Annotated in this window: 13 protein-coding genes; 7 read left to right on the forward strand and 6 right to left on the reverse strand. The window is 73.8% G+C overall.

What is annotated here, in order from left to right; translation table 11 throughout:
* The first annotated feature begins 7 nt into the window (after nucleotides 1-7).
* Genes ACIBH1_RS30035 through ACIBH1_RS30065 form a run of 7 tightly spaced genes read left to right on the forward strand, consistent with a single transcriptional unit; the run spans nucleotide 8 to nucleotide 13,306 of the window.
* Complete coding sequence (locus ACIBH1_RS30035) at nucleotides 8-1,702, forward strand: fatty acyl-AMP ligase (protein ID WP_397317314.1); 1,695 nt, start codon at nucleotides 8-10, stop codon at nucleotides 1,700-1,702.
* Nucleotides 1,699-4,302 carry a type I polyketide synthase gene (locus tag ACIBH1_RS30040; RefSeq protein ID WP_397317315.1) on the forward strand — a complete coding sequence of 868 codons (2,604 nt, stop codon included), beginning with the start codon at nucleotides 1,699-1,701 and terminating at the stop codon, nucleotides 4,300-4,302. The genes ACIBH1_RS30035 and ACIBH1_RS30040 overlap by 4 nt, the downstream gene beginning before the upstream one ends.
* Nucleotides 4,299-5,708 carry an amino acid adenylation domain-containing protein gene (locus tag ACIBH1_RS30045; protein WP_397317316.1) on the forward strand — a complete coding sequence of 470 codons (1,410 nt, stop codon included), beginning with the start codon at nucleotides 4,299-4,301 and terminating at the stop codon, nucleotides 5,706-5,708. Before ACIBH1_RS30040 ends, ACIBH1_RS30045 begins: the two co-directional genes overlap by 4 nt.
* Nucleotides 5,705-8,842, forward strand: a complete 3,138-nt coding sequence (locus ACIBH1_RS30050) for an amino acid adenylation domain-containing protein (protein ID WP_397317317.1) — start codon at nucleotides 5,705-5,707, stop codon at nucleotides 8,840-8,842. The genes ACIBH1_RS30045 and ACIBH1_RS30050 overlap by 4 nt, the downstream gene beginning before the upstream one ends.
* Nucleotides 8,843-8,857: 15 nt before the next feature.
* A complete protein-coding gene (panD, locus tag ACIBH1_RS30055) occupies nucleotides 8,858-9,286 on the forward strand; it encodes an aspartate 1-decarboxylase (RefSeq protein WP_397317318.1) in 429 nt (142 codons plus the stop codon).
* Nucleotides 9,286-9,540 carry a phosphopantetheine-binding protein gene (locus ACIBH1_RS30060; protein WP_397317319.1) on the forward strand — a complete coding sequence of 85 codons (255 nt, stop codon included), beginning with the start codon at nucleotides 9,286-9,288 and terminating at the stop codon, nucleotides 9,538-9,540. Before panD ends, ACIBH1_RS30060 begins: the two co-directional genes overlap by 1 nt.
* Entirely contained in the window at nucleotides 9,521-13,306 is a 3,786-nt protein-coding gene (locus ACIBH1_RS30065) for an amino acid adenylation domain-containing protein (RefSeq protein WP_397317320.1), read from the forward strand. Before ACIBH1_RS30060 ends, ACIBH1_RS30065 begins: the two co-directional genes overlap by 20 nt.
* A 58-nt stretch (nucleotides 13,307-13,364) precedes the next feature.
* Here ACIBH1_RS30065 and ACIBH1_RS30070 read toward each other — a convergent pair whose 3' ends face one another.
* From ACIBH1_RS30070 to ACIBH1_RS30095, 6 genes are read right to left on the reverse strand one after another with little or no spacing between them, the layout of a single operon-like run.
* Nucleotides 13,365-14,588: an MFS transporter gene (locus ACIBH1_RS30070; RefSeq protein WP_397317321.1), complete on the reverse strand. Its 1,224-nt coding sequence runs from the start codon at nucleotides 14,586-14,588 to the stop codon at nucleotides 13,365-13,367.
* An 11-nt stretch (nucleotides 14,589-14,599) separates the two neighbouring features.
* Nucleotides 14,600-15,703, reverse strand: coding sequence for a GntG family PLP-dependent aldolase (locus ACIBH1_RS30075; protein WP_397317322.1), 1,104 nt, complete (start codon nucleotides 15,701-15,703; stop codon nucleotides 14,600-14,602).
* Nucleotides 15,700-16,950: an ATP-grasp domain-containing protein gene (locus ACIBH1_RS30080; RefSeq protein ID WP_397317323.1), complete on the reverse strand. Its 1,251-nt coding sequence runs from the start codon at nucleotides 16,948-16,950 to the stop codon at nucleotides 15,700-15,702. The genes ACIBH1_RS30075 and ACIBH1_RS30080 overlap by 4 nt, the downstream gene beginning before the upstream one ends.
* Nucleotides 16,947-17,972, reverse strand: coding sequence for a PLP-dependent cysteine synthase family protein (locus ACIBH1_RS30085; protein ID WP_397317324.1), 1,026 nt, complete (start codon nucleotides 17,970-17,972; stop codon nucleotides 16,947-16,949). The genes ACIBH1_RS30080 and ACIBH1_RS30085 overlap by 4 nt, the downstream gene beginning before the upstream one ends.
* Nucleotides 17,969-18,880, reverse strand: a complete 912-nt coding sequence (locus ACIBH1_RS30090; RefSeq protein ID WP_397317325.1) for a hypothetical protein — start codon at nucleotides 18,878-18,880, stop codon at nucleotides 17,969-17,971. Before ACIBH1_RS30090 ends, ACIBH1_RS30085 begins: the two co-directional genes overlap by 4 nt.
* On the reverse strand, nucleotides 18,877-20,376 hold the full coding sequence (locus ACIBH1_RS30095) for a lyase family protein (protein ID WP_397317326.1): 1,500 nt from the start codon (nucleotides 20,374-20,376) through the stop codon (nucleotides 18,877-18,879). Before ACIBH1_RS30095 ends, ACIBH1_RS30090 begins: the two co-directional genes overlap by 4 nt.
* Between the last annotated feature and the right edge of the window lie 118 nt (nucleotides 20,377-20,494).

Consider the following 20,494-nt stretch of genomic DNA (forward strand, 5'->3'; position numbering starts at 1 on the left):
AGGCATCATGACCTACCCATCCATCCTCGACCGGCTCCTCGACGACGCCGGAGCGCACGGGGACCGGCCGGCCCTGACCTTCATCGGCCGCGAGGGCACGCAGGTCCAGAGCTTCGCCGGGCTGGCGGACAACGCCCTGCGGGTGGCCGCCCGGCTGGGCGAGCGCGGGGCACGCGGCGAGCGGGTGCTGATGATCTGCCCGACCTCGCCGGAGTACGCCGCCGTCTTCTACGGCTGCCTGCTGGCGGGAGCCGTACCCGTGCCGGTCTATCTGCCGTCGGTGGCGCACTTCCGATCGGCGTGGTCGAAGATCTCGGCCATCGCCCGCGACTCGGGAGCCGCGTTCGCCATCGCGCCGACGCCGCCGCCCGACGGCGAGATCCTGGCCGCGCTGCCCGGATTCCGCGGCTGGCTGCACTTCGCCGACCTGCTGGCGGGTACGGCGGAGCGGACCATCGTGCTGCCCGGCCACGACGACCTGGCCTTCCTGCAGTACACCTCGGGCTCGACCGGTCACCCCAAGGGCGTCATGGTCACCCACGACCGGCTGGCCCACAACGCCACGGCCGTGGCCAGGGCGGTGGGCGCCGACCACACCACCACGACGGTCTCCTGGCTGCCGCTCTACCACGACATGGGCATCATCGGCTCGCTCATCTCGCCTCTGTACTGGGGCGCGCACGTCGTCAAGATGACCCCGCAGAGCTTCGCCTCCCGCCCGCTCTCCTGGCTGAAGGCGATCAGCGAGCACCAGGGCGTGCTGTCCTACGCGCCCAACTTCGCCTACGAGCTGTGCAGCCGCAAGGTCACCGAGGCGGAGCTGGCCGAGCTGGACCTGTCGAGCTGGCGGGTGGCCGTCAACGGCGCGGAGCCGATCAGGGAGGCCACGATCAGGCGCTTCGCCGAGAGGTTCGCCTCCACCGGGTTCACCCCCGGCGACATGCGCTTCGCGTGGGGCATGGCCGAGACGACGCTGGTCGTCACCACCAGGGCGTGGGGCGGCGGCGATCCGACGCTGCGGGTCGGCGAGCGCTCGTACGTGCGCTGCGGCCCGGCGCTGGAGGGCATGACGGTGATCATCGCCGATCCACAGACCGGCCGCGAATGCGCGCAGGGCGAGGTCGGCGAGATCTGGGTGCACGGCCCTTCGGTGACCGCGGGCTACTGGCAGCGCCCCGACCTCACCGAGGAGATCTTCCACGCCCGCGTCCCCGGCCGCGAGGAGTCGTTCCTGCGCACCGGCGACCTCGGGGTGATCAGCCCAGACGGCGAGGTGGTGATCGTCGGGCGGCACAAGGACCTGATCGTCGTCAACGGCGTCAACCACTATCCGCAGGACGTGGAGTACACGGTCGAGCAGGTGCACTCCGGCCTGCGCGGCGGCTGCACGGCCGCCTTCTCCACCGAGCCGACCGGCGACGTGCCGCAGGCCGAGGCGGCCGTGGTGGTCGCCGAGGCGGGCGGCACCGCGAGCGAGCTCGCCGACCTGATCACCGAGATCCGGCTGGCCGTGGCCAAGGAGCACGACCTGGTGCTCGACGGCGTCTTCCTGGTCGAGCCCCGCTCGGTGCCCAAGACCACGAGCGGCAAGATCCAGCGCCGCGCCAGCCGCGACATGCTCCTGTCGGGGCGCTTCCCGGTGCTGGCCGGCTGGGTCTCGCCCGCGCTGCCCGACCTCGAACCCGCGGCGGCGGCCAGATGAACCGGCTGGAGCTGATCCTCGATCTCGTCGCCGGGCAAACGGGCCTGTCGCCCGTCGACCCCGACCGGCTGTTCATCGACTACGGGATCGGGTCGGCGGACGCGGTGGCCCTGGCCGCCGAGCTCGGCGGGGGCCTCGGGGTGGAGCTGCCCACCACCGTGTTCTACGACCACCCGACCGCCCGCGCGCTCGACCGCCACCTGTCCGGCCTGGCCGTACGGCACGATCCACGGCAGGACAGGCCGGGCCGCCCGGAGCCGGTGGCGATCGTCGGCATCGGCTGCCGGGTTCCCGGCGCGGCCGGTCCCGAGGCGTTCTGGCGGCTGCTGTCCGAAGGGGTCGACGCGGTCGTGCCGGTGCCCCGCGAACGGGCCGAGCGGCACCCGGGCTGGAGCGAGCCGGGCGTCGGCGTGGGCGGCTTCCTGCCCGACGTGCAGGCCTTCGACCGGGCGTTCTTCTCGATCAACGCCAGGGAGGCCGCGGCCATGGACCCGCAGCAGCGCATGCTGCTGGAGGTCGCCCACGAGTCGCTGCAGGACGCCGGCATCCGCGCGAGCGACCTGGCGGGCAGCCAGACGGGCGTGTTCGTCGGCATCAGCAGCGGCGACTTCCTGGTGGAGAGCTTCTCGCCGGGCAGCGAGCGCGACGGCTACACCCCCACCGGCGCGGCGCACAGCGTGGCGGCCAACCGCATCTCCTACGTCTTCGACCTGCACGGCCCGTCGATGGCGGTCGACACGGCCTGCTCCTCGTCGCTGGTCGCCGTCCACCAGGCGGTCATCGCCCTGCAGACAGGCCAGTGCGACACCGCCCTGGCCGGAGGGGTCAACGCCATCCTGTCGCCCGACTTCGGGCTGTGCTTCCGCACCGCCGGCGTGCTCGCGCCCGACGGCCGCTGCAAGTCGTTCGGCGCCAAGGCCGACGGCATGGGCCGGTCGGAGGGCGCCGTGGTGCTGGCGCTCAGGCGGCTCTCGGACGCCGAGGCCGCGGGCGACCGCGTGTACGCGCTCGTCCTGGGCGGCGCCGTCAACAGCGACGGGCGCACCAACGGGCTGATGTCGCCGAGCGCGCCCGCCCAGGCCAGGCTCCTGCGCGCCGCGTGCGGGGCCGCCGGGGTGGAGCCGGGCGAGATCGGCTACGTGGAGGCACACGGGTCGGGCACCAAGCTCGGCGATCTGATGGAGCTGCGCGCGCTGTCGGAGGTGCTCGGCGGTTCGGGCGGCGCTCCGGTGCGGGTGGGGTCGGTGAAGAGCAACATCGCCCACCTGGAGGCGGCGGCGGGGGCGGCGGGGCTGGCCAAGCTCGCGCTCGCGCTGCATCGCGGGGTGCTGCCCGCGAGCCTGCACGCCGACGAGGCCGCGGACGACTTCGACTGGGGGGCGAGCGGGCTGGCCGTCCAGACCAGGACGGAGCCGTGGGCGGGGCGGGTGGCGGGGGTCAGCTCGTTCGGCTTCGGAGGGACCAACGCGCACCTGATCCTCCAGGCGCCGCCGACACGACGGGACCCCGCCGTCGTCACCGATGGCGCCGGGGTCTTGCGGCTGCCGCTGTCCGCGCACACCCCGGCGGGCCTGCGCACTCTCACCGAGCGGTGGCTGGAGGCCCTGGCCGGCCCCGGCCTCGACCTGGCCGCCGCCTGCCACACCGCCGCCGAGCGGCGTGACCATCACGCCTACCGCCTGGCCGTGTCGGGCGCCGACGCCTCCCAGCTCACGGCGGGGCTGGAGCGCGCCCTCACCGCGCTCGTCGTCAGCCCGCCTCCCCCGGCCGCAGGCGGCCCCGTCGCCCTGGTCTTCACCGGCGCCCCCACCCTCGACGCGGCCCACGATCGGGCGCGGAGGCTCGTCGAGGGCGGGGTCGCGGTGGCCATGGTGATCGGACACGGACCCGGCGAGGCGGCCGCCGCCGCGTTCACCGGGGTCCTGTCCCCCGCCGACGCCGCCCTCGTCGCCGCGCAGCGCGCCCGCCTGCTGGCGACCCTCCCGCCCGTCTCGGCCTTGCGCGTACGGCTGGCGCCGCGCCTGGCCGCCGCCCTGTGCGAGCGCCTGGGCGCCGAGGCGGCCGTCTCCCTGCACGAGGACGCCCAGACCTGCGTCCTGACAGGTCCGCCCGCCGAGCTGGCCAAGCTCACCGCCGCCCTGGCCGGGAGCAGCGTCCTGCACGACGACCTCGGCCGCGCGACGCCCGACCACGGCGGCCTGCCCGCCCGGATCGGCGACGAGCTGCGCCGCTCCCTGCATGGCCTGCCCGCCAACGTCGGCGACCTGCCCCTGGTCTCCTCGCTCACCGGCGCCCCGCTCGACGGCAGGGCGATGGGCGCGGCGCACTGGTCCAGGCAGCTGTGCGAGCCCAGCCGGCTCGGCAAGGCCCTCGACCACGCGATCGCCCAGGGTGTGCGCACGTTCGTGGAGCTCGGCCCCGGCCTGGCGGCCCCGCTGCTCCGCGCGCGAACCGCCGCCGTGGTCCGGTGCGCCACGGACGCCGACGTGCCCGGCGCGCTGATCCGCCTCTACGAGCTGGGCCACGACCTGACCCAGTCCGTCCCCGCTCCCCCGGTCGTCTCGATCCCCCTGCTGCCCTGGTCACGGAGGCCGGCGTGAACACCGTCCTGCACGAGGTCGCCCGCCAGGTGGCGAGCACCCCGCACGCCCCCGCCGTCGTCGACGCCGTTGGCACGCGCACCTACGGCGAGCTGGCCGCGCAGGCGGCGGCCGTCGCCGGGGAGCTGCGGGCCCGGGGTGTACGGCCCGGCGACACGATCGCCGTCGCCCTGCCCAGAACCGGTGACCACGTGGCCGCGCTCCTGGGCGTGTGGCAGGCGGGCGGGGTCGCAGTCCCTCTGGACCCCACCTCGCCGCCCGAGCGCACCAGGTTCCAGCGCGAGCAGGCGCAGGTGACGCACCTGCTCGACTCCGTCCCGCCGCCGCGCGGCTCCACCACCGTCCTGGCGACCGGCGAGGTGGCTGCCGAGCAGTGCGCGTACATCATGTTCACCTCCGGCTCGACGGGCAGGCCGAAGGCCGTCCAGGTCACCCACGCCTCGCTGCTGCACTGCGTGCGCGCGGTCGCCGAGCTCCTGCGCCCTGGCCCCGAGGATCGTTACGCCGCCAACCAGACCTTCGCCTTCGACATCTCCCTGCTGGAGATCCTGCTGCCGCTCACCCACGGCGGGGCCTGCCTGGTCACCTCCGAGCACCTGCAGGCCGATCCGGGGAGGCTGGTCGCCTGGCTGGAGAAGCATGAGGTCAGCGTCGTCCACGCCACCCCGACCGCCTGGCGTTCGCTCCTGCCGTACCTGACGCCAGGACGCACCCGCCTGCGGGCGGTCTGCGGCGGCGAGGTGCTCACGGCGAGGCTGGCCGCCGAGCTGGCCGGCAGGGCGGGACAGGTGTGGAACTTCTACGGGCCCACCGAGGTCACCGTCTGGTGCACGGCGGGCCTGGTCGAGCCGGGCGAGGGCGACCCGCTTCCGGTGGGGCGCCCGCTGCCCGGCTACCGCGTCGAGATCCTCGACGCGGGCGGCGACCCGGTCGCCGACGGCCGGGAGGGCGAGATCCACGTGGGCGGGCCCGGCGTGGCCGTCGGCTACCGGGGCGCGCCCGACCTGACGGCCGAGCGGTTCGTGGAGCATCCGAGTCTGGGCCGGCTCTACCGCACGGGCGACGTCGGCCGCCTGCTGCCCGACGGCCGGCTGCACTTCGCGGGCCGGCGCGACCGCCAGGTCCAGCTGAGCGGCTACCGGATCGAGCTGGGCGAGATCGAGTGCGTCGCCCAGGAACATCCGCTGGTGGAGCTGGCCGCGGCCCAGGTCGTGGCGGGCGAGCTGCTGCTGTTCGCGCAGGGGCCGGTCACCGCCCGCGCCCTGCGCAAGCACCTGGCGGCGCACCTGCCCATCTCCATGATCCCGCCGCGCATCGAGGTCCGCGCGGCCTTCCCCCTCACCGTCACGAAGAAGATCGACCGCGTCGCGCTGGTGGCGTCGGCTACCGGATGGGAGCAGCCATGACCGAGCATGCCGAGGTCACCACGACGACGTGCCTGCACGAACTGGTCGAGGCCCAGGTGCGGCGCACCCCCGAGGCGGTCGCGGTGGTCGACGCCGACGACTTCACCCTCACCTACCAGGAGCTCGACGAGCGCGCCAACCAGATCGCCCGCCACCTGCGGGAGCTGGGCGTGGTCGCCGACACGCCGGTGGCCCTGGCCGTGCACCGCGGGCTGGACCTGGTCATCGCCCTGCTCGGGATCCTCAAGGCCGGCGGCGCCTACCTGCCCATCGATCCGGACTCGCCCGCAGCGCGGGTCCGTCTCATGGTCGAGCAGGCGCGGGCGCCGGTCTGCGTGGGCGAGCAGGCCCTGGCCGACCGCCTGCCGGGCGACATCGCGCGGGTGGTGCTGCTCGATCGCGACCGCCACCTGATCGACCGGCACGAGGCGGGCCCGGTCGGCTCCGGTGCGCGGCCGGGCCACCTGGTGTCGATCTACTTCACCTCGGGCTCGACCGGCACGCCCAAGGGCGTGGCCAGCACGCACGAGGGCTGGCTCAACCGGATGCGGTGGATGCAGGAGGAGCACCGCCTGATGCCGGGCGAGAGCGTGCTGCACAAGACGACGCTGAGCTTCGACGACTCGGCCGTGGAGATCTTCTGGCCGCTGTCGATGGGCGGGATCGTCGCCGTGCTGCCGCCCGAGGAGCACAAGGACCCGGTGGCCCTGCTGGAGGCCGCGCGCCGCCACCAGGCGGCGGTGGTGCAGTTCGTGCCGAGCATGCTCAGCCTGTTCCTGGAGGCGCACCGGCGGGCCGGGCTGCCGCGCCTGGCGCACCTGCGCCACGTGATCTCCAGCGGCGAGGCGCTGACCGCGCCGCTCGCGCTGGCCTTCCACGAGCAGCTCGGCGTGTACGGCTGCCGCCTGCACAACCAGTGGGGCGCCACCGAGGTCTCCATCGACTCCACGCTCTACACCTACGACCCGCACGACCCGTACGCGGGACCGGTCGTCTCCATCGGCTCGGCCTTCACCGGCAACACCGTGCACGTGCTCGACCAGGGCATGCACCCGGTGCCCGACGGCGAGACCGGGGAGCTGTTCATCGGCGGCGTCGGCCTGGCCCGCGGCTACCACCTGCAGCCCGCCCTGACCGCCTCCCGGTTCGTGCCCGACCCGTTCGGCCCGCCGGGATCGCGCCTGTACCGCACGGGCGACCTCGGCCGCCGCCGCCCCGACGGCGCCCTGGACTTCCTGGGCCGCACCGACCACCAGGTCAAGATCCGCGGGGTGCGGATCGAGCTCGGCGAGATCGAGGCCGCCCTGGAGACGCATCCGAGCGTGCGCCAGGTCGTCGCCCTCGTCTCCGGCGAGCGGCTGATCGCCTACGTCGCGGGCGCCGATCCCGACCCGGCCGAGCTCCGCTCGCACCTGGTCGAGCGGCTGCCGTCGTACCTGATCCCGGCGCAGATCGTGCCCCTGGAGCGCATCCCGCTCAACGCCAACGGCAAGGTCGACCGGGCCGCGCTCCCCGAGGTCGCCTCGCCGGCCGAACGCCTGGACGTGCGGGCTCCCGTCACGTCCACGCAGAAGGCCCTGGCCGCGATCTGGGCCGACGTGCTCGACGTCGACCAGGTCAGCCTGGAGGACAACTTCTTCGAGCTGGGCGGCAACTCGCTGCTGGCCACCCAGGTGATGTTCAGGATCCAGGACCACCTGCGCATCGACTTCCCGCTCTACCTGCTCTTCTCCGCCGAGACTCTGGAGGAGCTGGCCGAGGAGGTGGACGAGAGCCGGGCCGCGCAGATCCCGCCGCTGCCCGCGGTCGCCAGGGACGGCGTCCTGGCGTTGTCATTCAGCCAGGAGCGGCTGTGGTTCCTGCACCGGCTGGCACCCCGCTCGACCGCCTACAACGTGCCGATCGCCTGCCGGTTCGTCGGGCGCCTGGACCAGGGCGCGTTCGTCCGCGCCTTCGACGAGCTGGTGTCCAGGCACGAGATCCTGCGCACCCGCTACGTGGAGAACGCCGACGGCGTCCCCGAGGTGCGCATCGACGAGCGCGGGCCGCGCCTGGCGACGGGGATCGCGGCCGGACGCGACCGGGTCTCGCGGGAGGCGGCCGCCTCCCGCGCCCTGCAGACCGACTGGGACACCCCGTTCGACCTGGCCCGCGAGGCTCCGGTGCGGGCCAGGCTGACCAAGCTCGACGACTACGAGCACGTCTTCTCGATGGTCGTGCACCACATCGCCTACGACGCGGGCTCCGAGCCGGTCTTCTGGCAGGAGCTGGGCATTGTCTACGAGGCGGCACTGTCGGGCCGCCCGGCCGTCCTGCCGGGGCTGGGCGTGCAGTACGCCGACCACGCGGCCTGGCAGCGCCGCCAGGGCGGCGACGGCGCGCAGATCGAGTACTGGCGTGACCAGCTCGCGGGCCTGCGCCCGGTGCCGCTGCCGGCCGACCGGCCGCGCCCGCCCGTGCAGACCTTCGACGGCGCCCGCACCTCCTTCATGCTCGACGAGCAGGTGACGGAACAGCTGCGCAAGCTCAGCCGCGAGGCGGGCACGACGTTGTTCGTCACGATGCTCGCCGGCTTCCAGGCCGCCCTGGCCAGGGTGAGCGGCAGCGACGACGTGGCCGTCGGCTCCCCGGTGCCGGGCCGTACCCGGCCCGAGACCGAGCACATGATCGGCTTCTTCGCCAACACGCTGGTGCTGCGCACCTCGCTGGCCGGCTCCCCCACCTTCGCCGAGCTGGTCGGCCGGGTGCGGGAGGTCGTGCACGCCGCCTACGCCCACCAGGACGTGCCGTTCGAGCGGCTGGTCCAGGCCCTGCGCCCGCGGCGCGACCCGGGCCGGATGCCGTACTTCGACGTCATCTTCAACGGCGTCCCCCTCAGCGCCCTGACCAGCGCGGAAGCCGTACGGCTGCCGCAGCTGACCGTCACCCCCATCGACCTGGCGACCCGTACCACCGTCGCCGACCTCGTCTGCTCGGTCGCGGAAACCCCTGACTCGATCATCGGCGAGGTCACCTACAACACCGACCTGTTCGACGCCACGACCGTCGAAGGCCTGGTGGACGTCTGGTTGCACCTGGTGAGAGCGGCGACGCGTGACCCGCACACGCCGCTCTCACCGGTCCCGCAGGCCTGAGAGAAAGGACAGCCCATGTTGCTCACCATGTTCAAATCCAAGATCCACCGCGCCACGGTTACCCATGCCGACCTGCACTACGTGGGATCGGTGACCGTCGACGAGGAGCTGATGGAGGCGGCCGGCCTGCTGGAAGGCGAGCAGGTGACGATCGTCGACATCACCAACGGCGCCAGGCTCGAGACCTATGTGATCACCGGGGAGCGGGGCAGCCGCGTGGTCGGCATCAACGGCGCCGCCGCCCACCTGGTCAGCCCCGGCGACCTGGTCATCATGATCTCCTATGCGCAGTACGCGGAGGAGGAGCTGGACCGCTACCGGCCCCGCGTCGTGCACGTCGACCACGCCAACCGCATCGTGGACGTCGACGCCGACCCCGCCCGCCCGGTGCCGGGGGCGCCCGACCAGCTCGTGCCCGCGCACGCCGCGGCGAGGCCGTGGTGATGGGCGCCGCCGTGCAGGAGGCCCTGGCCGGCGACTGGGCGGTCCTGCTCGGGCTGGACGAGGTCGGGCCCGACGACGACTTCTTCGAGCTGGGCGGCCACTCGCTGATCGCCGTCCAGCTCGTCGCCCGGATCCGGGCGCGCCACGGCATCGAGCTCCCCGTCGCGGACGTGTTCACCTACCCGACCGTGACCGAGCTGGCCACGGTGATCAGCCAGGTGTTGGAGGTCGAGAATGCGGCTGGAAGCGTCTGAGAGCGCGCTGAGCCACGCCCAGGAGCGCCTGTGGGTCAACCACCTGCTGGATCCCTCGGGCGCGGACTACAACGTGTGCCTGGCCCTGCGCCTGCAGGGCCGGCTCGACACGCGGGCGCTGGGCGCGGCGCTGACCGCGCTCGCCGCCCGTCACGAGCCGCTGCGCACGGTGTACACCAGCCGCGACGGCCGCCCCGTGGCCACCGTGCTCCCTCCCGGTCCCGTCGGCCTGGACCTGCACCGGGTCGACGGCGAGGAGGGCGCGCGGCGCCTGGCCGAGTCGCGTGCGCGCACACCCTTCGACCTGGCCACGGGCCCGGTGCTGCGGGCGTGCCTGGCCGTGCTGGGCGCCGACGACCACGTGCTGATCCTGACCGTGCACCACATCGCCTTCGACGAGTGGTCCATGGGCATCCTCCTGGCAGAACTGGACGCCCTCTACCAGGGCGGGGAGCTGGCGCCGCTGCCCGCGGCGCACGCCGAGGTGGTGGCCGCGGAGCGCGAGGCCGACCTGGACGCCGCGCTCGGCCACTGGCGGGCGGCGCTCGACGGGCTGGCCGGGCTCGACCTGCCCACCGACCGCGCCCCGGCCGCAGAGCCCTCCTCCGAGGGCGCGGTGATCACCTTCACCGTGCCCGCGCCCGTGGCCGCCGCCCTCGGCGCGGTGGCCAGGCGCGCCAGGGCCACGCCGTACATGACGGGGCTGGCGGCCTTCACCGCCTTCCTGTCCCGCTACTGCGGGCAGGACGACATCGCGATCGGCACCACCGTCGCCAACCGGGCGCTGCCGCACTCCGAGCACCTGATCGGCGCCTTCTTCAACACCGTGGTCATCCGCGGCGACGTCTCCGGCGACCCCGGCTTCACCGACCTGCTCGGCCGTACGAGGGACGCCTGCCTGGGCGCGCTGACCCACCAGCGCCTGCCGTACCCGATGCTCGCCGACGGGCGCGCCCCGCTGTTCCGCGTGCTGTACGAGATGCACGCGGGCGTCCCCGCCGGGCTGCGGCTCGGCGACCTGCAGGCCGAGGCGTTCGAGTTCCCCGACACCGCCGCCAAGTACGACCTGGCGCTGTCGCTGATGCCGTCGGGCGGCACGCTGGTCGGCCGCCTGACCTACCGCAGGGAGCTGTTCGAGCCCGGCACCGCGCAGCGCATCGCCGACTCCTTCCTCCACCTGCTGGAGCAGCTCGCCGCCGCGCCGGACACCCGGATCGGCGCGCTGGAGCTGCTGCCGCCCGGCCGGCGCGCCGAGGTGCTGGCCGCCTGCGGCGCAGCGCCGCCCCTCGGCCCCCTCGACCAGCGCCTCCACGACCTGTTCGTACGGCAGGCGCGGCGCACCCCGCAGGCCACCGCCCTGTCGTACGGGAGCACCCGCCTCAGCTACCGCGACCTCGACGAGCGCGCCAACCGGATCGCGCACTGGCTGCGCGGCCGGGGCGTGGGCCGGGGCAGCGTCGTGGGCGTGTGCCTGGAGCGCTCCGACTGGCTCGTCGCGGCCTTCCTCGGCGTCTGGAAGGCCGGCGCCGCCTACCTCCCGCTCGATCCGGGCCTGCCCGCCGAGCGCATCGGCTTCATGGTGGGCGACTCGGGCGCGAGCTTCGTGCTGCGCTCCGCGCCGGACCTGGAGGCGGCCGTCGCCTCGTGCCCCGCCACCGATCCCCTCGTGCCCTCCACGCCCGCCGACCTGGCCTACGTGATCTACACCTCGGGCTCGACCGGACGTCCCAAGGGCGTCATGGTGCCGCACAGGGGGCTGGTGAACTTCCTGCACTGGTGCGTGTCGGCCTACGCGGTCGGCGGCGTCGGCGGGGCGCCGCTGTTCTCCTCCGTCGCCTACGACATGGTCGTGCCCAACATCTACACGCCGCTCGTCACCGGGCAGTGCGTGCACCTGCTCGACGAGGACACCAGCCTCGACGAGCTGCGCGAAGGACTGTCAGGCCGGCCGTACGGCTTCGTGAAGCTCACCCCGGGGCACCTGGAGGTGCTGGCCGGGCAGCTGCCGCCTGCCGAGGCGGCGCGGCTGGCCGGGGTGCTGGTCGTGGGGGCCGACGCCTTCCCCGGCCGGGCGCTGGCCTTCTGGCAGGCGCTGGACCCGGCGCCCGTGCTGCTCAACGAGTACGGGCCGACGGAGGCGTCGGTGGCCAACTGCGTGCACACCGTCACCGGGCCCGTCGGCGGCGAGCTGGTCCCCATCGGCCGGCCGATCCCCGGCACCACCATGTACGTGCTGGACGCCGAGATGCGGCCGCTGCCCTTCGGGGTGCCGGGCGAGCTCTACATCGGCGGCGAGTGCGTGGTGCGCGGCTACCACGGCAGGCCGGCGCTGACCGCGGAGCGGTTCGTGCCCGACCCGTACGGCGCGCCGGGAGCGCGGCTGTATCGCACCGGCGACCTGGGCCGCCTGCGCGCCGACGGCGAGTTCGAGTTCCTCGGGCGGCTGGACGACCAGGTCAAGATCAGGGGGTACCGTGTCGAGCTCGGAGAGATCGAGGCAGCGCTGGACGAACTGCCGGGAGTCGAGCGTTCGGTCGTGGTGGCCGCACCCGACGGAGCAGGAGGACGACGGCTCGTCGCCTACGTCGTCGGCGCCGCCCCGCCGGCGCGGCTGCGCGCGGGGCTCGCCGACGTCCTGCCCGAGTACATGGTGCCCGCGCTCTTCGTGCCGCTGCCCGCGATCCCGCTCAACCGCAACGGCAAGGTCGACAGATCCGCGCTGCCAGGGGTGGTGACCCGGCCCGCCGAGCAGCCCCGCCACGACGACCCCTCGCCCCTGGCCACGCTGGTGGCCGGGCTGGTGGCCGAGGTCGTCGGGGCCGTCGACCTGCGCCCCGAGGAGGACCTGTTCACCCGGGGCCTCGACTCGCTCGGCGCGGTCAGGCTCCTGGCCGCCGTCAAGGACCGCCTCGGCGCCACGGTCAAACTGCGCGCCTTCCTCACCGACCCCACCCTGGGCGGCCTCGGTGAGCTGATCTTCTCCGGCCCGTCCCGCGCCCCCGAGCGCACGCGGCCGGTCCTCGTCCCGCTCGCGCCCGCACCCTCCTCGTCCGCTCCCCCGGTCTACTGCGTGCACCCCCTCGGCGGCTCCGCCCACTGCTACGCCGCCCTGGCCGCCAGGCTCGCCCCCGACCGGCCCGTCCACGGCCTGCAGGCGCTCGACTCCGGCCAGGACACCCGCTCCCTCACCGCCCTGGCCGCCCGCTACGCCGACGAGCTGTCCCAGAACACCCCCGGAACCCTCGTGGGCTGGTCGGCGGGCGGCGTGCTCGCCTTCGAGACCGCCCGGCACCTGCGCGAACGAGGCCACAAGACCGAGCGTGTGCTGCTCGTCGACTCGGTCCCCCCGCGCGAGATGCTCCCCGAGCTCCTGGACGACCTGCTGGAGCTGGAGGAGCTGATCGAGCGCCTGGAACCCCTCGGCCCGCGCGCCGCCCGCGCGGCCCTGCTGGAGCGGGAGGTCGGCTTCTTCGCCGGTCTCGGCCTGACCTCCGAGCAGGTCGGCGCCTATTACGAGGCGTACGGCCCCGGCCTGCTGCGGCTGTGGCGCGACGGCCTCGAAGGCCTGGCCGGCTACCGCCCCGCCCGCTACGACGGGCCCGTCACCCTGCTCGTGAGCGAGCGCAACCCCGCCTGGGTCCGCACCGCCCAGATCTCCGGATGGCGATCCGCCGCCACCGACCTGACCGTCCGCATCGTCGAGGGCGAGCACCACGAACTGCTCCGCCCCACCCACGTCGACCGCATCATCCCGTGGCTGACGTGAACACGCGGAAGGGGCGGGCCGAGATCCCCGGCCCGCCCCTCCGCCACCTCCCGGCGGCTCAGCCGCCGCGCGTCACGACCGCCGCACCCGCCAGGCACAACGCGGCGGCGACCCAGAACACGGCAGGAACCCCGGCCATCGTGCCCACCACCCCGGCCAGGGCCGCGCCCACCGGCATCGCGCCCGAGCCGACCAGCCGGCAGGCGGCGTTCACCCGGCCCAGCAGTTCCCCGGGGATCAGGCTCTGGCGGCGCGACACCGCGATCACATTGGTGACCGCGTTGGCCAGCCCGAGCCCGGCGGCGGCCGCGAAGACCGCCCACGGGACCGGCGCCGGCAGCGGCACCAGCAGCAGGACACCGTTGACCAGGGTGATCAGCACCAGGGTCCTGATCTGGCCGAGCAGCCCGCCCAGGGCGGAAGCGAGCACCGAACCGGCCACGGCGCCCACGGCGAGCGTCGCCGCCAGCAGGCCGTACGCCTGGGGGGTCAGGCCGACGACGGAGCCAGGACCCGCCACCCAGAGCACGAACACCGCGAAATAGCCGCCGTTGGCCAGGTTGACCAGGCCGGTGAAGGCGGTCAGCGAGCGCAGCGCCCGGTGCCCCCACAGGAAACGCAGGCCCGCCTTGATGTCGCCGGTCAACGTGGTCCTGGCCGCGCCGGGCTCGACGCGGAACCGGCCGCTCATGCCGATCAGCACCAGCGCGCCGAGCAGGTAGAGCAGCGAGGCGGCGCCGAAGACGGCCGAGGCCGACAGCCCCACCAGCAGGCCCGCCAGCGGAGCGCCGGCGAAGTGGTTGCCGAGCGTCTGCGTGGCGGTGAGCCTGCCGTTCGCCGCCGGCAGCCGGTCGGCCGCGACCGTCATGGGCAGCACCGACTGGGCCGCGGTGTCGGCGAACACCTCGGCGATCCCCGCCAGCAGCACGGCGGCGATCAGCAGCGGCAGGGACAGCCAGCCGAGCCAGGCGGCGCTCGCGGCGGCGGCCAGCACCGCCGCCCGCGTCCACCCGGCCGCGGCGACGATGCGCCGCCGGTCGGCCCGGTCGGCGATCGCCCCCGCGTGCAGGGACAGCAGCAGCCACGGCAGCGTCGTGGCGACGCTGACCAGCGCGACCGGCATCGGGTCGGCCGACAGCGAGACGGCCAGCAGCGGAACGCCGACGAGCAGGACCCCGTCGGCGAGATTGGTCAGGCTGGTCGAGGCCCACAGAACGTGGAAGGCCCGGCCCAGCCCGGCGACCCTTTCAGCGGTCGGTTCAGCGGTCGGGTCAGTGGTCACCGTCGTCCTCCTCACCGCGGACGGCCCGCCGGCGCGAGCAGGTCGGCGAAGACCCCGATGGCACGGTCGATCGCCACGTCGGTGACGTTGGCGTGCGTGACCGCGCGAATGCGGCCGTGCCCCAGCTCCTCCACCCGCACCCCGCGCCGGTGCGCGGCCGTGATGAACGACCGCGTCGTGTAGCGCTCGTCCCGCACCCGGAAGAACACCATGTTGGTGATCGGCGGCCCGGGATCCAGCCGGATGCCGGGGATCCGCGACAACCCGCGCGCCAGCCGCGCGGCCCGCTCGTGGTCCTCCGCCAGGCGCCCGGTCATCTCGCTGAGCGCGACGATGCCGCACGCGGCGATCATCCCCGCCTGCCGCATGCCGCCGCCGAGCATCTTGCGGATGCGCCGCGCCTGCGCGATCGTCGCCCGGTCGCCGGCGAGCACCGACCCGATCGGCGCGCACAGCCCCTTCGACAGGCAGATCTGCACCGTGTCGGCGTAGAAGGCGATCTCGGCGGGCATCACGCCCAGCGCCACCGAGGCATTGAAGATCCGCGCGCCGTCGAGGTGGAGCGCGACCCCGTGGGCCCGCGTCAGCTGGGCCACCTCGGCCAGGTAGTCGAGCTGCAGCGGGATGCCGCCGCACCGGTTCTGCGGCGTCTCCAGGCTCACCACCGCGGGCGGCGCGATCTGCGGGTCGGTGCGGTCGACGACCAGCGACTCCTCCAGCGCCTCCAGGCTGATCGTGCCGTCGGGCAGGTTGGGCAGCGGGTCGTAGACGATGCCGCCGCACATCGAGGCCCCTCCGGCCTCGTAGACGTACAGGTCGGACTCGTGGCCGACGATCGCCTTGCTGCCGCGCTGACAGTGCGCCAGGAGGGCGGCCAGGTTGCCCATGGTGCCGCTCGGCATGAGGCACGCGGCCGCCTTGCCCAGCAGGTTGGCGGCCAGGCGCTCCAGCTTGATGACGGTCGGGTCCTCGCCGTACACGTCGTCGCCGAGCGGCGCGTTCGCCGCCGCCTCCAGCATCTCGGGCGTGGGCAGCGTGAAGGTGTCGCTGCGTAACTCCACGCTGTCGTCGAGCTCGGCGGGCACCGGCTCGCGGGTGTCGAGCAGGGTGGTCATCGCACTCCCATCGGTTGGCGCAGTACGGGGCGGAGCAGGTCGAGCGCGGCGTCGAGGGTCCCGTGGAGCCGCGCGTGGTCGGGGGCGTGGGCGATCACGTGGCCCAGCCGGTCGTAGCTGCTGCGCGCGTGCCGTACGGCGGAGCCAGGAGCGGCGGTGACGGTCACCGCGTCGACGTGCTCCAGGGCCAGGGCGCTCTCCACCCCGCCGATCCCGGCCAGCACCGCGTCCGGCGGCGGGTCGTGGGCGAGCAGGAAGGCGATCCCGGCCGGACGGAAGAGCTCCGGCAGCGCGGGCGGAGGCAGCCCGAGAGCGCCGCGCAGGTGGGCGTCGACGAGGTCGAAGCCGCAGGAGGTGCTGATGACCTGCGGGATCATGCCGCCGGCCGGCCGCGCGTTGACCTCCACCACGTAGCCGCGCCGGTCGATGAGCTTCATCTCGACGTGGGTGACGCCGTCGGTGACGCCGAGGGCCGACAACGCGCGGCAGGCGGTCTGCGACAACGTCCTGGCCGCGTCGTCGTCGAGCGGCGCGGGGAAGACGTGGCGGCACTCGACGAAGGACGGCGGCGGCGTGACCTGCTTGGCGACGATGCCCACGCACCGGTGGACGCCGCCGTGGCTGAGCATCTCGACGCTGAACTCCGGCCCGTTCAGGTAGCCCTCGACGAGCGCGGTGCCCGAGCTGCGCTGACCGCGGACGTTGACCGTGCTGCCCAGCAGCTTGCGGCAGTGCGCCAGCACCTCCTGCGAGGTCGTGCAGAGGACGACGTCGAGGGAGCCGGTGTCGTCGACGGGCTTGACCACGCACGGCAGGGCGATCCTGGCCAGCGTGGCCTGGACCTGCCGTTCGAGGTCGCCGTCCGGCGTGATGACCTCGAAGGCGGGCGAGGGCAGCCGCTCGGCCGCCAGCACCCGCCGCATGCGGCCCTTGTCGCGGCAGGCGGCCACCGCGTCGGGCGGGTTGCCGGGCAGGCCCAGCTCGTCGGCGGTCCTGGCGACCGTGGTGACGTAGAACTCGCTCGTCGTGGTGACGCCCGCGATCGCGCCGAGCTCGTCGCGCAGCACCTTGGCCAGGTCGCCCTCGTTGGTGTCGCAGGCCAGCACGCACACGCCGGTCCCGGCCAGGCCCGCGTACCGGGAGGGGTCGGCGGTGGCCAGGACGGGCGTGCTGCCGAGGGCGCGCGCCCCGGCGAAGGCGAGCATGCCGGAGCCCGTGGTGTTCGACTCGACGAAGACCAGGTTCATGCGTACTCCAGCGCGCGGCCCAGCCCGGCGTACGACCAGCACGCCGCGGTGTCGGAGATCTCGATGCGGCGCGGCTCGCCCGGCACGCTCAGATCGGTGAGCCGGTGGGCGGCGCGGTACTCCGCGCTGTAGATCGTGTTGACGTAGCGGTCGCCGCGATCGGGGAAGATCGCCACCACCGTGGCGCCCGGCCCGAGCCGGGCGCCCAGCCAGCGCGCCACCAGGTAGGCCGAACCCGAGCTGTTGCCCGCGAACACCTTCTCGTGCGAGGCCAGCTCCAGGGTCCCGGCGAAGGCCTCGCGGTCCGACAGCCAGTGCACCTCGTCGATCACGGAGAAGTCGACGTTGGCGGGGATCAGGCTGTTGCCCAGGCCGCTCTGCAGCCGCTGGGGATGGTCGGGCTGGCCGAAGATGGCGCTGCCCACCGCGTCCACGGCGACGACCCGCAGGCGCGGGTTGGCACGGCGCAGCGCCCGCGCGGTGCCGCAGAGCGAGCCCCCGCTGCCGACCGGGCCGACCAGTACGTCCACCGAATCCAGCTCCGCCAGCAGCTCATCGGCCAGCTGCGCGTAGGCCGCCGGATTGGCCGGGTTGTCGTACTGCCGCGGCCAGAACGCCCCCGGGCTGGCGGCCATCACCGCCCGCAACCGTTCCAGCCTGGCGCTCTGCCAGCCGTTGCCCGTCATCGCGGGCACGACGTCGAGCGTCGCGCCCAGCGCGTCGAGCTTGGCCATCGTGAGCGGGTCGATGCGCGGATCGGTCACGATGTGGACCGGATGGCCCAGATAACCGCCGACCAGCGCCACACCCAGGGCCAGGGTGCCGGAGGAACTCTCGACGATCAGGCCGCCCTCACGCAGCGTGCCGTCGGCCCTGGCGGTCAGGATCGCCTGCTTGGCGACGCGGTCCTTCATGCCGTAGGGGTTGGCCAGCTCGAGTTTGGCGTAGACGGAGCCGCCCGCCCGCAGGCGCAACAGCGGGGTACGGCCGATGGCGTCGATGGCGTCTGCTCTCAGTGTCATGTCCTGCTCGTGCTCCTACAGACGATGAGCGGCTGTCCCAGGCGTTCCAGTTCCTTGAGCGCCCTGGCCAGGCGGGGGCCGTGGTCGGGGTCGTGGCGCGACAGCAGGATGCCGAGGCAGGTGCCGCTGTGGCCGACGACGGTGCCGAGGCCGCCGACCTCGCGGCAGATCTCCTCGACCTCCGCCAGGTGGGGCTTGGGGTTGAAGGTCTGGAACAGCCGGGCGCTGGCCGTCGAGACGGCGCCCACGGCGGCCAGGTCGCGCGTGCGGACGGCGGCGGTGAGCTGGTCGAGCAGTTCCCCGTACCTGTCGGCCCAGTGGGGCGGGATCGGTTTCCTGGTCTTGTTGAAGGTGATCGTGTCGACGCTGTCGCCGTCGTCGATCCCGGCGATGGTCAGCTGCGGCAGCACGCCCAGCCGCCGGTGCAGGCGCACCTCCCGGTGGAAGAAGGCGGTGATGCCGGGATGCATCACGCCGTCGGACGGTTCGATCTCGGCCATCAGCTGCTTGAGCCGCCGGTTCGGCAGCTTCAGCCGGAAGGCCGAGTCGACGGCTCGCGCGGTGGCGACCAGGTCGGCGGTGGAGCTGGCCATGCCCTTCCCCTCGGGCAGCGAGCTGTTGATCATCAGCCAGCCGCCGGTGTGCCTGCCGTGGGCGGCCAGGATGCGGGTGGCCAGGCGCTGGGACTTGCCCTTGTGCGGCGGGGAGACGATGACCTGGTCGAGCTGCGGGTCGGGCTCGAAGACGGCCTCGACGTAGAGGTCGACGGGGAAGGTCACCAGGAAGTCGGTGCCCGGCCGCAGGATGCCCTGCAGCAGTTCGCCGAAGGTGCCGGGCGCCCTGCCCCTGCCCACGCCTCCGGCGCCGGACGAGCCGGTGACCTCGCTGGTCAGCAAACTGATGGTCATGCCGCGTCGCCCGCTTTCAGTCCGGAGGTGCGGTGCCAGGCCGTGCTCAGCCGTACCGTCTGGGCGGTGGCCTGCCGGGCGACGGCGGCCAGCCGGAGGTCGACGCCCTCCAGGAGGCGGTGGATCTCCTCCGGCCTGGTCGACCCGCTGGTGCGCCGGCGGGCGACGCTCGCCTCGGCGTCGAGCAGCGTGCGCAGCCACACCTCGTTGACCGGGAGCGGGTGGCCCTGGTCGGCGGCGGCCTTGGCCAGGCCGTCGGCGGTCAGCAGGTCGGGGGTCAGGTCGTCGCCGGAGCCGAGCTCCTGCGTGGCGGCCAGGATCCACGCGCCCACCACGACCTGGGCGGTGCGGGCCGGGATGCCGTGCTCCAGGGTCAGCCGGTTGGCCACGGTGGAGGCGGCGAGCAGTTCGCCGCGCACCGCGCGGGCGGCGCGCGCGTGCTGGAAGCGCAGCCGGCGCACGACCTGCTCGGTCAGGGCGAGCATGGTGCCGCAGAGCGAGAACAGGTCCTCCAGGAAGCGAGTGCTCTCCTTGGAGACCTCGACGAGGTTGGTGTAGCCGGTGTTGCGCTGGCCGATCATGAGGTCGACCGAGAGGCCCACGAGGTGCCCGCTCATGCCCCTGGCGCGCTCCAGCACGGGGAAGTTGCGTTTGTGAGGCATGACGGAGGAGATGCCGGCCAGCTCGTCTGGCAGGTCGAGGAAGCGGCAGCTCGATCCGCTCCACCAGATGAGGTCGGTGAGGAAGCGGCTGAGCGTGGTGCCGAGCACCGACAGCTCGGCGGCGATCCGCGACACCCAGGCGCGCGAGGCGACCGCGGTCAGCGCGTGCGGCTGCGGCCCGGCGAAGCCGAGCGCCTCGGCGAGCACGGCCCGGTCCCAGGGCAGCTCCAGCCCGGCGAACGCGCCCGCGCCCAGCGGGGAGAGGTTGATGGAGTCGTAGAGGGCGTGCAGCGACTCGGCCGAGGTGGTGGCCGCTTCGGCGAGCGCGGCCAAGTAGAAGCCGAAGGTGATCGCCTGGGCGGTCTGGTGCTGGGTGTAGCCCGGCATGACCGAGCGGTCGTGGCGGGTGGCGACCTTGCGGGCCGCCCTGGCCAGGCCGCGCACGGCGGCGGCGACGCCCAGCAGGCGCTCGCGTCCCAGCATGAGCTGGGCGCAGGCCTGCACGTCGTTGCGGCTGCGGTCGACGTGCCAGGCCGCGGCCTTCTCGGTGAGCCCGTCGTGGACGCAGCGTTCCAGGGCGAACAGGGCGTCCGACATGGCGGAGGACCGTTCCGCGGTGACCCGGTCGGCCGTCAGATCAAGCAGCCTGCGCCGGATGGTCGCGGCGGTGTCGTGGTCGAGCAGCTCCATCCTGAGGTACTCGTCGAGGTGGGCCAGTTCGATCCACTGGTAGTGGCGCAGCAGGTGGTGCATCTCCCATTCGAAGCGGCGGCCCAGGACCTCCTGGTCCAGCAGCTCGGCGGGAGCTTGCCTGATCCGTCCTGTCGGAATCATGTTCTTCACGGTGACAGCGGCCTCATGGCCTCACCAGGCGGAATCACCGGCGATATCGGCCGGGTAGCCGCCGCGATATCGACCGATAACACCCCCTTCCTACGGTGAGGTCATCCGA

It is taken from the genome of Nonomuraea sp. NPDC050663 (genome assembly GCF_044456985.1).
In the GTDB taxonomy this organism is placed as follows: domain Bacteria; phylum Actinomycetota; class Actinomycetes; order Streptosporangiales; family Streptosporangiaceae; genus Nonomuraea.

What these genes read in the sequence shown, in the direction of transcription:
- ACIBH1_RS30080 (WP_397317323.1), bottom strand. Translation starts at nt 16,950, where the DNA reads ATGAACCTGGTCTTCGTCGAGTCGAACACCACGGGCTCCGGCATGCTC.
- ACIBH1_RS30060 (WP_397317319.1), top strand. Translation starts at nt 9,286, where the DNA reads ATGGGCGCCGCCGTGCAGGAGGCCCTGGCCGGCGACTGGGCGGTCCTG.
- ACIBH1_RS30040 (WP_397317315.1), top strand. Translation starts at nt 1,699, where the DNA reads ATGAACCGGCTGGAGCTGATCCTCGATCTCGTCGCCGGGCAAACGGGC.
- ACIBH1_RS30065 (WP_397317320.1), top strand. Translation starts at nt 9,521, where the DNA reads ATGCGGCTGGAAGCGTCTGAGAGCGCGCTGAGCCACGCCCAGGAGCGC.
- ACIBH1_RS30050 (WP_397317317.1), top strand. Translation starts at nt 5,705, where the DNA reads ATGACCGAGCATGCCGAGGTCACCACGACGACGTGCCTGCACGAACTG.
- panD (WP_397317318.1), top strand. Translation starts at nt 8,858, where the DNA reads ATGTTGCTCACCATGTTCAAATCCAAGATCCACCGCGCCACGGTTACC.
- ACIBH1_RS30090 (WP_397317325.1), bottom strand. Translation starts at nt 18,880, where the DNA reads ATGACCATCAGTTTGCTGACCAGCGAGGTCACCGGCTCGTCCGGCGCC.
- ACIBH1_RS30085 (WP_397317324.1), bottom strand. Translation starts at nt 17,972, where the DNA reads ATGACACTGAGAGCAGACGCCATCGACGCCATCGGCCGTACCCCGCTG.
- ACIBH1_RS30095 (WP_397317326.1), bottom strand. Translation starts at nt 20,376, where the DNA reads ATGATTCCGACAGGACGGATCAGGCAAGCTCCCGCCGAGCTGCTGGAC.
- ACIBH1_RS30075 (WP_397317322.1), bottom strand. Translation starts at nt 15,703, where the DNA reads ATGACCACCCTGCTCGACACCCGCGAGCCGGTGCCCGCCGAGCTCGAC.
- ACIBH1_RS30035 (WP_397317314.1), top strand. Translation starts at nt 8, where the DNA reads ATGACCTACCCATCCATCCTCGACCGGCTCCTCGACGACGCCGGAGCG.